General features: G+C 70.7%; 12 protein-coding genes. 5 read left to right on the forward strand and 7 right to left on the reverse strand.

Annotation, left to right across the window (positions count from 1 at the left end):
* Positions 1 to 5: 5 nt before the first annotated feature.
* Positions 6 to 1,283, reverse strand: coding sequence for a cytochrome P450 (locus ASF37_RS01095; protein ID WP_055967966.1), 1,278 nt, complete (start codon positions 1,281 to 1,283; stop codon positions 6 to 8).
* 112 nt (positions 1,284 to 1,395) lie between these two features.
* Here ASF37_RS01095 and ASF37_RS01100 point away from each other — a divergent pair, with 112 nt between their 5' ends.
* Positions 1,396 to 2,844 carry an APC family permease gene (locus ASF37_RS01100; RefSeq protein ID WP_055967963.1) on the forward strand — a complete coding sequence of 483 codons (1,449 nt, stop codon included), beginning with the start codon at positions 1,396 to 1,398 and terminating at the stop codon, positions 2,842 to 2,844.
* Positions 2,837 to 3,142: a putative quinol monooxygenase gene (locus ASF37_RS01105; RefSeq protein WP_056578606.1), complete on the forward strand. Its 306-nt coding sequence runs from the start codon at positions 2,837 to 2,839 to the stop codon at positions 3,140 to 3,142. Before ASF37_RS01100 ends, ASF37_RS01105 begins: the two co-directional genes overlap by 8 nt.
* 31 nt (positions 3,143 to 3,173) lie before the next feature.
* Here the strand turns inward: ASF37_RS01105 and ASF37_RS01110 are convergent, their stop codons facing one another.
* The 5 genes from ASF37_RS01110 to uvrB form a co-directional block, all read right to left on the reverse strand.
* The gene (locus tag ASF37_RS01110) at positions 3,174 to 4,247 is read right to left on the reverse strand and encodes a TerC family protein (protein ID WP_082480823.1); all 1,074 of its coding nucleotides are present in this window, start codon (positions 4,245 to 4,247) and stop codon (positions 3,174 to 3,176) included.
* Between the two features lie 200 nt (positions 4,248 to 4,447).
* On the reverse strand, positions 4,448 to 6,097 hold the full coding sequence (locus ASF37_RS01115; protein ID WP_056578608.1) for a hypothetical protein: 1,650 nt from the start codon (positions 6,095 to 6,097) through the stop codon (positions 4,448 to 4,450).
* Between the two features lie 54 nt (positions 6,098 to 6,151).
* Positions 6,152 to 6,886 (reverse strand): N-acetylmuramoyl-L-alanine amidase, encoded by a 735-nt coding sequence (locus ASF37_RS01120; RefSeq protein ID WP_056578611.1) that lies wholly within the window; start codon positions 6,884 to 6,886, stop codon positions 6,152 to 6,154.
* Between the two features lie 52 nt (positions 6,887 to 6,938).
* Positions 6,939 to 7,757, reverse strand: coding sequence for an aldose 1-epimerase (locus ASF37_RS01125; RefSeq protein WP_056577272.1), 819 nt, complete (start codon positions 7,755 to 7,757; stop codon positions 6,939 to 6,941).
* Positions 7,754 to 9,838 carry an excinuclease ABC subunit UvrB gene (gene uvrB / locus ASF37_RS01130; protein ID WP_055968588.1) on the reverse strand — a complete coding sequence of 695 codons (2,085 nt, stop codon included), beginning with the start codon at positions 9,836 to 9,838 and terminating at the stop codon, positions 7,754 to 7,756. The genes ASF37_RS01125 and uvrB overlap by 4 nt, the downstream gene beginning before the upstream one ends.
* An 81-nt stretch (positions 9,839 to 9,919) precedes the next feature.
* Between uvrB and ASF37_RS01135 the strand changes: the two genes are divergently transcribed.
* The gene (locus ASF37_RS01135; protein WP_082480822.1) at positions 9,920 to 10,660 is read left to right on the forward strand and encodes a TetR/AcrR family transcriptional regulator; all 741 of its coding nucleotides are present in this window, start codon (positions 9,920 to 9,922) and stop codon (positions 10,658 to 10,660) included.
* A gap of 100 nt (positions 10,661 to 10,760) precedes the next feature.
* Here ASF37_RS01135 and ASF37_RS01140 read toward each other — a convergent pair whose 3' ends face one another.
* Positions 10,761 to 12,191 carry an acetyl-CoA C-acetyltransferase gene (locus ASF37_RS01140; RefSeq protein WP_082480821.1) on the reverse strand — a complete coding sequence of 477 codons (1,431 nt, stop codon included), beginning with the start codon at positions 12,189 to 12,191 and terminating at the stop codon, positions 10,761 to 10,763.
* Between the two features lie 247 nt (positions 12,192 to 12,438).
* Between ASF37_RS01140 and ASF37_RS01145 the strand changes: the two genes are divergently transcribed.
* Positions 12,439 to 13,785, forward strand: a complete 1,347-nt coding sequence (locus ASF37_RS01145) for a 3-oxoacyl-ACP reductase (protein WP_056578614.1) — start codon at positions 12,439 to 12,441, stop codon at positions 13,783 to 13,785.
* A gap of 41 nt (positions 13,786 to 13,826) precedes the next feature.
* Positions 13,827 to 14,660, forward strand: a complete 834-nt coding sequence (locus tag ASF37_RS01150) for a MaoC family dehydratase (protein ID WP_056578617.1) — start codon at positions 13,827 to 13,829, stop codon at positions 14,658 to 14,660.
* The last annotated feature ends 31 nt before the right edge of the window (positions 14,661 to 14,691 follow it).

Here is a 14,691-nt window from a genome sequence, read left to right on the forward strand (position 1 = left end):
GTCGCTCAGAAGGTGACCGGCAGCTCGTCGACGCCGTAGACGAACGACAGCTGCCGGAACGACAGGTCCGACTCCGGCACCGCGAGGGCGAGGTCGGGGAAGCGACGCAGCAGACGAGGGAACACCGTCCGCAGCTCGATGCGCGCCAGCTCGGCGCCGATGCAGCGGTGGATGCCGTGCCCGAAGGCGAGATGAGCGCTGCGCGGCACGCGGAAGGGGTCGAACTCCTCCGGTTCGTCACCGGCGCCGGCCGGGTCGCGGTTCGCCGCACTGAGCGACGCGAGCAGCACGTCGCCCTTGCGAATCCGCCGACCGAAGAGCGTCATGTCCTCCTTGGCGAAGCGCGGGAACGCGACCTGCACGACGGCGAGGTAGCGCAGCAGCTCCTCCACCACCTTCTCGACGTCCTGCGACGTGCCGTTGCGCACCAGAGCCGCGTGCTTCTCGTCGCGCATCAGCACGATGGTGCCGAGCGCGATCATGCCGGCGGTGGTCTCGAAGCCACCGGTGAACACGCCGTCGGCGAGCCCGGCGAGATCGACGTCGCTGATCGCGTCGCCCTCGGAGCGGATGATCTGGCCGATCAGGCCGGGGCCGGGCTCCAGCCGCTGTCGGGCGACGGCCTCGAAGAGGAACTCCCGCTGCGCCGACACCGCGCCGAAGGCGGCAGCCGCTCCGTTCGTCGCGTCGAAGCGCGCGCTGCCCAGCGCGGCGAAGGCCTCGCGGTCCTCGTAGTCGAGACCGAGCAGGGCACAGATCGTCTGGAAGGGCACCGGGAAGGCGAGGTGCTTCGCCAGGTCGCCGGGTGAGCCGGAGGCCTCGAAGGAGTCGAGCGCGTCGTCGACGATGTTCTCGATGACCGGACCCAGCCGGGAGAGCCGACGCATCGTGAACTCGGGCGTGACGATCTTGCGCAACCGGGTGTGCAGCGGCGGATCGGTGAAGCCCAGCCCGCCGATGTCGTCGGACGTGGCCGGGCCGTCGCCGTGGAACAGGTGCCGGATGTCGTTGGAGTAGGCCCCGCGGTCGGTGAGCACGGTGCGCGTCTCGTCGTACCCCGACACGAGGTAGGCGTTGAAGGAGAACGGCAGGGCCAGCTTGTGCAGGCGCTCCTGGCCGCGGATCTCGGCCAGCCGCGGCAGCGGGTCGGTGCCGTCGCGCTGGAGGGGGACCTTGGTCTCCTCGGGGATGAAGGACATGCGTGAGAGGTCGATGCCCTTGCGCCGGATGCGGCGGACGACGACGCTCCCCAACCAGGAGCTGAGCCGTGCGCGTACGTCCATCACCCCACAGAACCTACTACTGGTGTTGCGCTGGAGGCGGAGCCGGAGGAAGGTGTCCTCCAAACTCTGCTTCGGGGCGCAGTGCTCCGGGGGTGACGACGCGAGGAGCCACATGAGCACCGACACCGCTGGGGTCCAGGAACCGACCGAGCTCCGCCGGGTCATGGGACCCAAGCTGCTGCTGCTCTTCATCGTCGGCGACATCCTGGGTGCGGGCATCTACGCGGTGACCGGACAGATGGCCGGCAAGGTCGGCGGCCTCGTCTGGCTGCCGTTCCTCCTGGCCTTCGTCGTGGCCTCCATGACGGCCCTCTCCTACCTCGAGCTGGTCACGAAGTACCCACAGGCCGCGGGCGCCGCGCTGTACGCGCACAAGGCCTTCGGGATCCACTTCGTGACGTTCCTCATCGCCTTCGCGGTCGTCTGCTCGGGCATCACCAGCGCCTCGACGTCGGCGAAGACACTGGCCGACAACTTCACCGGCGGCCTCGAGGTCAACGGCTGGATCGACGGCACGCCCAGCAGCGGGGTCATCGTCGCGATCGCCATGGGCTTCATGATCCTCCTGGCGATCATCAACCTGCGTGGCGTGGGCGAGAGCGTGAAGTTCAACGTCGTCCTCACCATCGTCGAGCTCGCCGCGCTCTCGATCGTCATCGGCGTGGGCTTCTACGCCATGACCCGCAACGGCGCCGACCTGAGCGAGATCGTGACCTTCCGCGACTACGAGGATCGTGGACTCTTCCTCGCGGTGACCGCCGCCACCTCCATCGCGTTCTTCGCCATGGTCGGCTTCGAGGACGCGGTCAACATGGTCGAGGAGGTCAAGGAGCCGAACAAGATCTTCCCCCGCACCATGCTCACCGGTCTGGGCATCGCCGTCATCCTCTACATGCTGGTCGCCGTCTCGGTCGTGGCGGTGCTCACCGCCCCCGAGCTGAAGAACATCGCCGACTCCGAGGGGCGCGCACTGCTCGAGGTGGTGTCGAAGGGTGCACCCGACTTCCCGATCGACCGGGTGTTCCCGTTCCTGGCCGTGTTCGCCGTGGCCAACACCGCGCTCATCAACATGCTCATGGCGAGCCGGCTCCTCTACGGCATGGCCAAGCAAGGGGTGCTCCCCCGCCAGCTCGGAGCGGTGCTGCCCGGACGACGCACCCCGTGGGTCGCCGTCGGGTTCTCCACGGTCCTGGCGCTGGGCCTGATCTTCTACGTCACCCGCGACGCCGACAGCAACGTGGTCGCCAACCTCTCGAACGTGACCGCGTTCCTGCTCCTGTGCGTGTTCGCGATCGTCAACGTCGCGTGCCTCATCCTGCGGCGCGACACCACCGGCGCCGAGCGGAACCACTTCATGTCGCCAGGGGTCCTGCCCGCCGTGGCCGCCTTCCTGTGCCTCTTCCTCGCCGGACCGTGGGTCGATCGCGACCCCGAGGTCTACAAGATCGCCGGGGCGCTCATGCTCATCGGCGTCGCCCTGTGGGTCGTCACGTACTTCATCAACAAGGCCACCGGCACGGCCGACAGCTCGTTCGAGGACGTCGAGGGCCTGGGTGGCTGACGGCTCCACCACCCTCGTCGTCGCCGGCTGGCTCCGTGTCGACGCCGCCCACCGCGACGCGTACGTGGACGCGTGCCGTCACGCCGTCGAGCTCGCCCGGCGTGCACCCGGGTGCGTGGCCTTCGCCGTCGCGGCCGACAGCGTCGACCCCGGTCTCGTCGTGGTGCACGAGCAGTGGACCGACGAGTCCTCGCTGATGGCGTTCCGCGCGCTCCCCGACGACGGCGGGACCGCCCTCCCCGACGTGCAGGACGCCCACGTGCGGCGCTACCACGTGAGCGGGGAGGGCCCGGCCTAGCCGGACCCTCCCCGCGACGTGCTGCGTGCCGCTACTGGTCGCCGCGCCGGGCGTCCTTCTCCGGCGTCTCGTCGACGTCGGGCGTGGCCTGCTCGTGCGCCTCGTGGCCGTCGGCCTTGGGAGCCGCGTGGTCCTTGACGCGCTCCGGGTACTTGTTGGCGTACCAGAGGCTGGCCACCGCGGTGGTGCCGAGGATGACGATGATCGCACCGAGGCTCGCGAGCGTCGGGATCTCCGGGACGGGGACGTGCTCGCCGCCGTTGATGAAGGGCAGCTCGTTCTCGTGCAGGGCGTGCAGCAGCAGCTTCACGCCGATGAAGGCCAGCAGCACCGACAGGCCCTGCGACAGGAACACGAGACGCTTGAGCAGGTCGCCCAGCAGGAAGTAGAGCTGGCGCAGGCCCATCAGGGCGAAGACGTTGGCCGTGAACACGAGGTACGGCTCACGGGTCAGGCCGTAGATCGCCGGGATCGAGTCCAGCGCGAACAGCAGGTCCGTGGTGCCGAGGGCGATGATCACGAGGGCCATCGGCGTGAGGGCGCGCCGGCCGTTCTCCTTCACGACCAGCTTGAGGCCGTCCCAGCGGTCCGTCAGGTTGAAGCGGCGGCGGGCCAGCCGGACGACGGCGTTCTCGGCGTCGTCGTCGTGGTCGGTGTCGCGGATCAGCTGGATGGCCGTGTAGATGAGGAACGCGCCGAACAGGTAGAAGACCCACGAGAAGTTGTTGATCGCCACGGCACCGACGGCGATGAAGATCGCCCGGAAGACCAGGGCGATGATGATGCCCACCATCAGCGCTTCCTGCTGGTACTTCCGCGGCACGTTGAAGCTCGCCATGATGATGATGAAGATGAACAGGTTGTCGATCGACAGGCTGTACTCGGTCAACCAGCCCGCGAAGAACTCCACGCCGTACTGGGACCCGTGGTACGTGAACGTCCAGATGCCGAAGGCGACCGCCAGGCCGACGTAGATGCTCAGGTAGGTGGCGCACTCCTTCATCGACGGCTCGTGCGGCTTGCGCGCCACGACGAACACGTCGAAGAGGATGATGGCGATGGTCACACCGACGGTGATGGACCACTCCATGGTCGAGACGTTCACTCAGGTTCCTCCGGTCGACAGACGTGTACCGGAGGTCTCTTCCACCCCGGGAACGGTCCCCCGGAGCCCACAGCACCGGACGGTCGGAAGACCACCGTGATGACGACACTGCAGCGAAGGAATACTCCCCTCCGCCGGACATTCTTGCAGGAGCGCGCGACGGGGCGCACGTCGAGGCGGTGTGACGTGGTGCGGTCCTGTCAGCTCACGCTCGTGCAGGTCGCGTCGCCGAACCCGGAGTAGTCCGACCGGCTCCCCCGTTGCACGGCGGCCCCCCACTGGCTCAGCGCGGTCGGGACACCGGCTGTGGCGTCATCGATGGCCCCGGTGAACGCCACGTAGGTCGCCCACGGGTCCTCACCGTCCGCGGACGTCGCTCGCAGCACCTCGCCGGCTGCGTGGTCGGGCGTGCCACCACCGCCGGCGGCCATGGTGCCCGCGATGCGGTCGACCAGGGCGGGCTGGGCCTGATCCATCCATGCCTTCACGTCGTCGGCCTCCGCGAGACCCTTCAGCCGCAGGACGTCACGCGCGAAGCGTCGGCCGTCGCCGTCGGTGTTGAACCAGTCGGCAGCGACGACGAGGGCGTCGGACCGGATGGTCGCGAGGTCCTCGGCGTCGAGGCCGAGCACGAGGTTGACCGAGCCCGAGACCTCGGCCGGGCGGCCGGCGAAGGACTGGTTGTACGTCGAGGCGACGGCCGAGCTCACGTCGCGCACGCGAATGGCGGCCTCAATGCCGCGGGCCCGCCCGTCGGCTCCGAACACCTCGCCGAAGCGGAGCCGTCCCTGGCGGGAGTCGGTCGAGCGGGTGAGGGTGACTGCGCCGTCACCGTCCTCGCGAACCGTCCGCTCGACCCCCGCGGCGAAGAACGAGGGTGGGACGTCGAGGCGGCCGGAGTCGAGCGTCCGTGCGCGCGCGGTGGCGGGCGCACCACCGGTGACCAGCGACGTCGCGCGCACGGCCTTCGACGCCTCGGCCGGCAGCTCGCCGTCGAGCAGCGCCGCGTACGCCTCCCGCCCGGGGTCGCCGGAGAGGTCGAGGACGACCTGGCGCAGGGCGAACGTGGGCAGGTCCTCGTCGGGCGCGACCTCGGCGTGCGCATCGGTGACAGCAGGCCACAGCACGGTGGTCCGCTCGACGGCGGCCGCGGTCCCGATCGTCACGACGACGTCGTCGGAGCCGATCGGCGTGATCGCTGCGGCCACCTCGTCGCCCCCGCCGCCCGGCAGGTCCTCGGCGAGCCCGCGCAGGGCCGCCTCGTCGCCGGCCGCCTCGAACGCGTCGGCCTCGAGGACCAGCGAGCCGCCCGGCGGGATCTGCGCCGGGTCCTCGGCCCCCGGCAGGCCGGAGGACGGCGGGTCGTCGTCCACGTAGCCGGCCGGCACGACCAGTCGAAGGTTCTTCGTGAGTCCCGCCGTGCCGTCGACCAGGTCGTAGCTCAGGGAGGTCCAGGCCACGCCGCGGGAGTCCTTGGCGGCGGCACCGACGTCCACCGACGTGGCCTCGCCCGAGTCGTCGGGCGTGCTCCGGTCCCATCGCCAGCGACCGTCCACCCGCTGCGGCCAGCCGGAGAAGAGGTCGTCCCCGGCGGTCGGGAACGCCTGGACGACCGCCGCCTCGAGCGGTGTGCTCAGGCCGATCTCCTGCGGGTCGACCCGCAGGCAGACGGGCGAGCGTTCCTTCGTCTCGACGACCGGCTCGGCTGCGGCGGACACCGACGACCGCTCCCCGACCGTGCCCGTCCCCACCAGGGTCGCGCCGACCAGACCCCCCAGGACGATGCCGCCGGCGATCATGCGGCTCACGGACTCGAACGTCAGCGCGTCGAGCTCGTCACGCCACCTCATGGGCACATCCTGCCCCCTGCCACCGCGGCGCGCGCGGGGACCCGAGAAAGACGTTCAGGACCGGTCGCCCAGCTCGACCGCGACACGGCGTCGGAACTCGTCGGCGTCGACCGTGTTCCCGGGGTCCCACTTGCCGGCGGTGCTGGTCTCGGAGTGGTAGCGCACGTGGTCGGCGCCGGTGCCGAACCGGGCCACGATCACCGCCGCGGCGCGCACCGCCACCTCACCCTGCCGCGCCGTGGGTCGCTGGCCGTACGGCTCCTGGGGCGCGTAGTCGATCTCGATGCCGACGTAGGACGCGTTGCCGTCCCCGGCGGGCATGGGGCCGCTGGAGCGCGCCTCGCCCGCGTGGTTGGCCCGCCCTGCTGCGATCACGTGGCACACGGCGTCGCGGTCGATGAGCAGGTGGCACAGGGGGCCGCGCAGTCCGGTCCTGCCGTCGACCACGGTGTCCAGCGCGGGGTGCGGGTCGGCGGTGGTGGCACGGAACGCCGTGTGGTGCACGAGCACGCCCGACGGGTCGAACGCCCACGGGCGGCCGCGGTCCGCCCAGCCCTCGGTGGCCTCGACCTGCAGCCCGGCGTCACGCAGTGCGGTGGGCAGCCACGTGAGCTGGACCTTGCGGCGGCCGGGGATCGGCAGGTCGCGGACGTAGGGCATGCGGTCCAGGAGGGCGAGACCCCCGATGGTGGCGGTCGCCGCCAGCGCGCCACCGAGCAGCACCCGCCGACTGGTGCCCCCCGAGCCGGGCTCGAGCCGGGGCCGGGGCGTGTCGTCCGTCTGCTGCATGGCGGCTCCCTGGGCTCGTGTCCCTCGCCCGGGACCATCCGACGCCTCGACGCTACGGGGCTGCGGCAACACCTGCAGAACGACCCGCCGCGCCGTGCTGCTCGACGTCGAGGGTGAAGGTGATCGACGTCGCGTCCAGCCACCGGTGCCACGACGGGTGGGCGAAGGCGTCGGGCGGGGCGGTCTGCGGCTCGATGCAGACGGCGTGCTCGGGTCGGGTGTAGACGACCCACCACGGTGCGTCGCTGCTGAGCCGCAGGGTGAGCGTGTCGCCCCAGCGGATCGACGGCGGCCGCTGCAGCGCGAAGCAGTCGTCCCACGGCTCGGCCACCGGCTCGACGAACCGGCCCGTGGGGAGCATCGCGTCGCCGCGTTCGACCATGCGCTCGGGAGCGACGTCGTGGACCGCCTCGGAGCCGTCGGCGAGCCTGCGGCGGAACCAGGGGTGGAACCCGAGCGAGGCCCCGGGGCCTGCGCCGTCCCACCCGAGGGTGCAGGTGAGTCGCGAGGCGGTGAGGGCGTAGCGGAGGGTCGCCGTGCCCGCGGCCGGCCACGGATCACCGAGCTCGGCCTCGAAGGCGAGGTCGTCGACCTGCGTCCAGACGGCGTCGCGTCCGAGACCGTGCAGCGCGTTGCCGTCGTCGGCCGTCGGCAACCGGTGCCGGACGCCCCCGTGCTCCACGACGCCGTGGCCGATCCGGCCCGCCCACGGGACCATGGGATAGCTGCCCCGGGTGATGGTGTCGGGCACTCCGGGCACCGGCTGCGTCGCGATGAGCTCCAGCCCGGCCACCGTGAACGAGACGAGCCGCGCCCCGTGGTCGGGATCGATCTCGACCGCGAGCGGCCCCTCGACGGCCCGCACCGTCACGCGTGCGCCTCGAGCATGCCGCGCAGCTCCTTCTTGAGCTCGCCGATCTCGTCGCGCAGACGGGCCGCGACCTCGAACTGCAGGTCGGCCGCGGCGGCGTGCATCTGCTCGCTGAGCTGCTCGATGAGGGCGGCGAGGTCGGCCGACGGCAGGTCCGCCAGCCCGGCGGTGTGCTGTCCGAGCGGCACGGGCGCACCGCGTCGCTTGTGGTCACCCGTGGCCGCGAGCAGGGTGGCGGTGTCCGCGTCCTCGCGCGCGAGCATGTCGGTGATGTCGCCGATCTTCTTGCGCAGCGGCTGCGGATCGACCCCGCGCTCGAGGTTGTAGGCGACCTGCTTCTCACGACGTCGGTTGGTCTCGTCGATCGCCAGCGCCATGGAGTCCGTGATCCGGTCGGCGTACATGATGACCTGGCCGGAGACGTTGCGCGCGGCTCGACCGATCGTCTGGATCAGGGACCGCCCCGACCGCAGGAAGCCCTCCTTGTCCGCGTCGAGGATGGCCACCAGGCTCACCTCGGGCAGGTCGAGTCCCTCGCGCAGGAGGTTGATCCCCACCAGCACGTCGTACTCCCCCATGCGCAGCTCGCGGAGCAGCTCGACGCGACGCAGCGTGTCGACCTCGCTGTGCAGGTAGCGGGTGCGGATGCCGGCCTCGAGGAGGTAGTCGGTGAGGTCCTCGGACATCTTCTTGGTGAGCGTGGTGACGAGGACGCGCTCGTTCTTCTCGACCCGGTCGCGGATCTGCGCGATGAGGTCGTCGATCTGGCCCCGGGTCGGCTTGACGATCACCTCGGGATCCACCAGGCCCGTGGGACGGATGATCTGCTCGACGACCTCGCCGCCGGTCTTCTCCATCTCGTAGGTGCCGGGCGTGGCCGAGAGGTAGACGGTCTGCCCGATGCGCTCCAGGAACTCGCCCCACGTGAGGGGCCGGTTGTCCATGGCACTGGGCAGGCGGAACCCGTGCTCGACGAGCGTGCGCTTGCGCGACATGTCGCCCTCGTACATCGCGCCGATCTGCGGCACGGTCACGTGGGACTCGTCCAGGACCAGGAGGAAGTCCTCGGGGAAGTAGTCGAGCAGGCAGTTCGGCGCCGTACCCGGAGCACGCCCGTCCATGTGGCGCGAGTAGTTCTCGATGCCGGCACACGTACCGACCTGCTGCATCATCTCGATGTCGTAGGTGGTGCGCATGCGCAGCCGCTGCGCCTCCAGCAGGCTGCCCTGGCCCTCGAGCTCGGCCAGCCGCTCGGCCAGCTCGACCTCGATGCTCTCGATCGCCCGCGTCATGACGTCGGGGCCCACGGTGTAGTGCGTCGCGGCCCCGACGTAGAGCTCGGTGTCCTCGCTGAGGACCTCGCCCGTGAGCGGGTGCAGCGTCATGAGCCGCTCGATCTCGTCGCCGAAGAACTCGATGCGGACCGCCATCTCCTGGTAGACGGGGAAGATCTCGAGGGTGTCGCCCTTGACCCGGAACGTGCCGCGCGTGGGTGCGACGTCGTTGCGCACGTACTGCGCCTGGACCAAGGATCGGAGCAGCTCCTCGCGCGGCTTCTCCTCGCCGACCTTGAAGCCGATCATGCGCTCGGTGTACTCCTGCGCCGAGCCGAGGCCGTAGATGCAGGACACCGTGGCGACCACGATGACGTCGCGTCGGGTGAGCAGCGACCAGGTCGCGGAGTGGCGCAGGCGCTCGACCTCCTCGTTGATCGAGGAGTCCTTCTCGATGTAGGTGTCGGTCTGCGGGACGTAGGCCTCGGGCTGGTAGTAGTCGTAGTAGGAGACGAAGTACTCGACGGCGTTGTGGGGCAGCAGCTCGCGCAGCTCGGTGGCGAACTGGGCGGCGAGCGTCTTGTTGGGGAGCATCACGAGCACCGGACGCTGCAGACGCTCGGTGAGCCATGCGGTGGTGGCGGTCTTGCCGGTGCCGGTGGCGCCCATGAGCACGACGTCCTGCGTGCCCGACTCGATGCGCTCCTGCAGGGCCTGGATCGCGGCCGGCTGGTCGCCGGCGGGCTCGTACTCGGACACGACGGAGAACGGCGCGACCTGACGGCGCAGCGCGGACTTGGGCCTCATGACCTCCACCGTACGACCCGCCACCGACACCGGCGTCGCTCCTGCCGCGGGGCCGTGATCGGCCACACCTAGGATGCATGCATGTCTGCAGCGGAGACGAGCACGGGCGAGACCCACGACGAGGGTGGGACGACCGCCGCCCCCACGGTGGGTGCCCCGCGCGGGCCCCGGTCCCGCACCGAGCAGCGACGTGCCGCGCGCTCGGCGGAGATCGTCGCCGCCACCCGGGCACTCTTCGACGAGCGCGGCGTGCGCGAGGCGCAGATCGAGGACATCGCCAAGGCCGTCGGCATCAACCGGGCGATCATCTACCGGCACTTCTCCAGCAAGGAGGAGCTGTTCGCGGTGACCCTCCTGGGCTACCTGACCGAGCTCGACGAGGCCCTGACGCCGGGTGACGACCCCGACCGCACGGGCCCCCAGCGCCTCGACGCACTCGTGCGGGCGTTCTTCGGCTACGGACTCGAGCACCCGGCCTTCGTCGACTGTGCGCAGACGCTGCTGCGTCGGCGCGGCGTCGAGCTGATGGAAGAGGTCAGCGAGGACGTGATGATCCGGCTCGGCACCGCCATGAGCGCCTGCCTCGGCCACGTGGTGCGGGTCCTCGAGACCGGGGACGCCGAGGGCGAGTTCGCCGTGGCCGACCCGAACCTCCTCGCCAACATCCTCTACACGCAGGGCCTCGGTGCCCTGAACCTGGCGCACCTGCAGATCTCCGTCCGCGAGCACATCTCCGGGCTCCCCGTCGTGGACCCGGTCGTGACCGACGACCTCCTCGACCACCTGCTGCGCGGAGCCCTCGCGATGGCGCGAGGCCGCTGACCTGCCTCGTCCCCGCAGGACGCCCGCCCGACGCGAAGGACCCCCACGACAGGACCCCCACGGCTGGGCCGTGGGGGTCCTGTCGTCGGTGCCGCAGGGGTCAGGCGCCCTCGAGGATGGCGACGACGCCCTGGCCACCGGCCGCACAGATCGAGATGAGGCCGCGGCTACCCGGGCCCTTCTCGTGCAGGAGCTTGGCCAGGTTGGCGACGATCCGCGCACCGGTGGCCGCGAAGGGGTGCGCTGCGGCGAGCGAGGATCCCTTCACGTTCAGCCTGCTGCGGTCGATCGAGCCGAGCGGGACGTCCAGGCCCAGACGCTCCTTGCAGAAGTCGGGGTCCTCCCACGCGGCGAGGGTCGAGAGCACCTGGCCGGCGAAGGCCTCGTGGATCTCGTAGTAGTCGAAGTCCTGCAGGGTGAGCCCGTTGCGTGCGAGCATGCGCGGCACGGCGTACGCCGGGGCCATGAGCAGGCCCTCGGCACCGCTCACGTAGTCGACGGCCGCCGTCTCGTAGTCCACGAAGTACGCACGGGGCGTCCAGCCGCGGCGCTGCGCCTCCTCCTCCGAGGCGAGCAGTGCCACGGAGGCACCGTCGGACAGCGGGGTGGAGTTGCCGGCGGTCATGGTCGCCTCGTCGCCGAGCTGCTTGCCGAAGACCGGCTTGAGCTTGGCGAGCTTCTCGACCGTCGAGTCCGGGCGCAGGTGGTTGTCCTTGGTGACGCCGTTGAACGGCGTGACCAGGTCGTCCTGCCAGCCGGCGTCCCACGAGGCGGCGAGGTTCTGGTGCGAGGCCGCCGCGAGCTCGTCCTGCGCCTCGCGGGTGATGCCCCAGGCGTGGGTCGTGATGGCCTGGTGGTCACCCATCGACAGCCCGGTGCGGGGCTCGGCGTTGCGGGGCTGGTCGGGGGCGAGGTAGCCGGGACGGATCTTCGCGATGGCGGCGAGACGGCCCTTGTTGTCCTTGGCGTTGTTGGCCTCGATAAGGATCTTGCGCAGCTTGTCCCCCACGGCCAGCGGGGCGTCGGACGTGGTGTCCGTGCCGCCGGCGATGCCGGACTCGATCTTGCCGAGCGAGATCTTCGCGGCGACCTGGAACGCGGCCTGCAGACCGGTGCCGCACGCCTGCTGGATGTCCTCGGCGGGCGTCTCGGGCGAGAGCTTGGACCCGAGGACCGTCTCGCGCGCCAGGTTGAAGTCGCGGCTGTGCTTGAGCACGGCGCCGGCGACGACCTCGCCGACCTTCTCGCCCTCGAGGTCGTAGCGCTCGACGAGACCGTCGAGGGCGGCCGTGAGCATGTCCTGGTTGGAGACGTTCTGGTAGACCGTGTTCGACCGGGCGAACGGGATCCGGTTGCCGCCGACGACGACGACCTTGCGGACGGTCTGCTCGCTGCCGGAGGCGCCGGCCGCAGCCGTGCTCGTCGCGGCCTTCGTGCCGGCGGCCTTGGTCGCAGCGTTCTTGGCAGCGGGGGCCTTCTTGGCCGGTGACTTCTTCGCGGCCGTCTTCTTCGCGGGGGTGTTCTCCGCCATGGCGCGTGCTCCTTGCGCTTCGGGGTGGGCGAGGTGGTGGTGCGGGTCGTGCGACACCGGGCAGGTGCGTGCGGGACGATGGTGCCACGCGGCAGGGTGAGCCGGCAGCCCGCGAGGGTCCCGGCCAGGGCCGAGACCGTGCGGTGTGCGCCTCACCACGCCCGGTGGACGCGGTTGTCACTCCAAGTTACAGTTCACGTGCGATTCCAGATACCGATGGTATGCGAGAGATAGGACACACACCCTGATGAGCGATCGTTACCAGGACCTGGCCCACAACCCGATCGGCAAGTTCCTCGTGAAGAACCTGGGACTGCCGAACCCTCCGTACCTGGAGCGCTACGAGGGTGGCCCGTTGGTCGACGGCACCGTCCTCACCGGCACCGCGAAGGCCGGGACGGTCTCCAAGGCGATCACCGCGGCGCTCAAGGCCGACAAGATCGAGGCCACGGGCGTGCCCGCCCAGGGCAAGCGCTACAAGGGCCTCGTGTTCGACGCGACGGGCATCTCCGACGCCGCCGGGCTGGTGGCGCTCCAGGAGTTCTTCACCCCGGTGCTCCGTCAGCTGCAGGGCTGTGGCCGGGTCGTCGTCGTCGGCTCCGTCCCCGAGGACGCCGCCACCGAGGGTGCGCGGGTCGCCCAGCGCGCCCTCGAGGGCTTCACCCGCTCGCTCGCCAAGGAGGTCGGGGCCGGCAGCACCGCGAACCTCGTCTACCTCGCGAAGGGCGCCGAGAAGTCCGTCGCCTCGACGCTCGGCTTCCTCCTCTCCGCCAAGTCCGCCTACGTGTCGGGCCAGGTCGTCCGCATCGGCTCCACCGGCATCACGAAGGTGACCGAGCCGACGGACCTCCAGAAGCCGCTCGCCGGCAAGGTCGCGCTCGTCACGGGCGCCTCGCGCGGCCTCGGCGAGGCCGACATGCGCACCCTCGCCCGCGACGGGGCCACCGTCATCGGCCTCGACGTCCCGCCGCTCGAGGGCGACCTCAAGGCCCTCGCCGAGGAGCTGGGCGGCGGCTACATCGTGGGTGACATCACCTCGCCCGACGCCCCGGCGACGATCGCCGCCTACGTCAAGGAGAACTACGGCGCGGTCGACGTCGTGGTGCACAACGCCGGCATCACGCGCGACAAGCGCCTGCGGAACATGAAGGCCGAGAACTGGCAGCTGGTGGTCGACATCTCGGTGGGCGCGCCCCAGCGGATCACCGACGAGCTGCTGGCCCAGGGCCTCGTCAACACCGGCGGCACGATCATCGGCATCGCATCGATCGCGGGCATCGCGGGCAACAACGGCCAGACGAACTACGCGTCGGCCAAGGCCGGCGTGATCGGCTGGATCCAGTCGCTCGCCGAGCGGGTCGCCGCCGACGGCATCACGGCCAACGTCGTCGCCCCGGGCTTCATGGAGACCGAGATGGTCAAGACCATCCCGCTCGGCATCCGCGAGGCCGGGCGCCGCATGAACTCGATGTCCCAGGGCGGGCTGCCGGTCGACGTGGCCGAGGCGATCGCCTGGTTCGCCAACCCGGGTTCGGGTGCCGTGAGCGGGAACGTCCTCGGCGTGAACGGCCAGATGCTGCTGGGGGCCTCGTGACCACCAGGCGCTTCGAGGACGCACCGTCCACGCTGCCTCTCATGCTGAAGGCCGCCCTGCCGGCCCTGCCCGTCGTGGGCTCGCTGCCCGGGGTCAAGCACGCGTCGGGCGCGGTGCCCGACCTCGTGCTGGAGCGCTCCGGCGTCGGCACGGACCCGGCGCACCTCGAGCGCTACCTCGACGTGTGCGGCTTCCCGCACGTCGAGCACCTGCCCGCCACGTACCCGCACATGGCGGCGTTCGGCCTGCACATGGCACTCATGACGGACACCGCGTTCCCCTTCGCCCCCATGGGCCTGGTGCACCTGCGGAACCGCATCACGCAGCACCGTCCCATCGGCGCCGACGAGGTGTTCGACGTGTCCGTGCGGGCCGCCGACCTGCGACCGCACCCGAAGGGACGACTCGTCGACCTCCTCACGGCCGTCACGATCGACGGCGAGCTCGTGTGGGACGAGGTCACGACGCTCTTCTCGCGTGGTCGTGGCGGAGCACCGGAGACGTCGCCCGCGCCCCTGGAGGCCGTGGAGGCACCCCGGGGCGTCGTGCACTGGCGGCTCGCGGGTGACCTGGGCCGGCGCTACGGCGCGGTGTCCGGCGACCGCAACCCCATCCACCTGTACCCCGTCACCGCGAAGGCGTTCGGCTTCCCGAGCAACATCGCGCACGGCATGTGGACGAAGGCCCGCAGCCTGGCGGCCCTGCAGAACCGGCTCCCCGACGCGTTCAGCGTCGACGTGGAGTTCAAGAAGCCGGTGCTCCTGCCCACGACCGTGGTGTTCGGGTCGACGACCGGCGACGACGGCACCGACTTCGGGGTCCGTGCGCAGAAGAAGGACTCGACGCACCTGGTCGGACGCATCACCCCGTCCTGAGCGACGGACCGGCAGTGACGTGACGGGCGTC

This window comes from Aeromicrobium sp. Leaf289, from assembly GCF_001423335.1.
Taxonomy (GTDB): Bacteria; Actinomycetota; Actinomycetes; order Propionibacteriales; family Nocardioidaceae; genus Aeromicrobium.

Excerpts from the sequence above, each read along its gene's own strand:
- ASF37_RS01095 (WP_055967966.1), bottom strand. The coding sequence starts at position 1,283 with ATGGACGTACGCGCACGGCTCAGCTCCTGGTTGGGGAGCGTCGTCGTC.
- ASF37_RS01120 (WP_056578611.1), bottom strand. The coding sequence starts at position 6,886 with ATGCAGCAGACGGACGACACGCCCCGGCCCCGGCTCGAGCCCGGCTCG.
- ASF37_RS01145 (WP_056578614.1), top strand. The coding sequence starts at position 12,439 with ATGAGCGATCGTTACCAGGACCTGGCCCACAACCCGATCGGCAAGTTC.
- ASF37_RS01140 (WP_082480821.1), bottom strand. The coding sequence starts at position 12,191 with ATGGCGGAGAACACCCCCGCGAAGAAGACGGCCGCGAAGAAGTCACCG.
- ASF37_RS01150 (WP_056578617.1), top strand. The coding sequence starts at position 13,827 with ATGCTGAAGGCCGCCCTGCCGGCCCTGCCCGTCGTGGGCTCGCTGCCC.
- ASF37_RS01100 (WP_055967963.1), top strand. The coding sequence starts at position 1,396 with ATGAGCACCGACACCGCTGGGGTCCAGGAACCGACCGAGCTCCGCCGG.
- ASF37_RS01115 (WP_056578608.1), bottom strand. The coding sequence starts at position 6,097 with ATGAGGTGGCGTGACGAGCTCGACGCGCTGACGTTCGAGTCCGTGAGC.
- uvrB (WP_055968588.1), bottom strand. The coding sequence starts at position 9,838 with ATGAGGCCCAAGTCCGCGCTGCGCCGTCAGGTCGCGCCGTTCTCCGTC.
- ASF37_RS01135 (WP_082480822.1), top strand. The coding sequence starts at position 9,920 with ATGTCTGCAGCGGAGACGAGCACGGGCGAGACCCACGACGAGGGTGGG.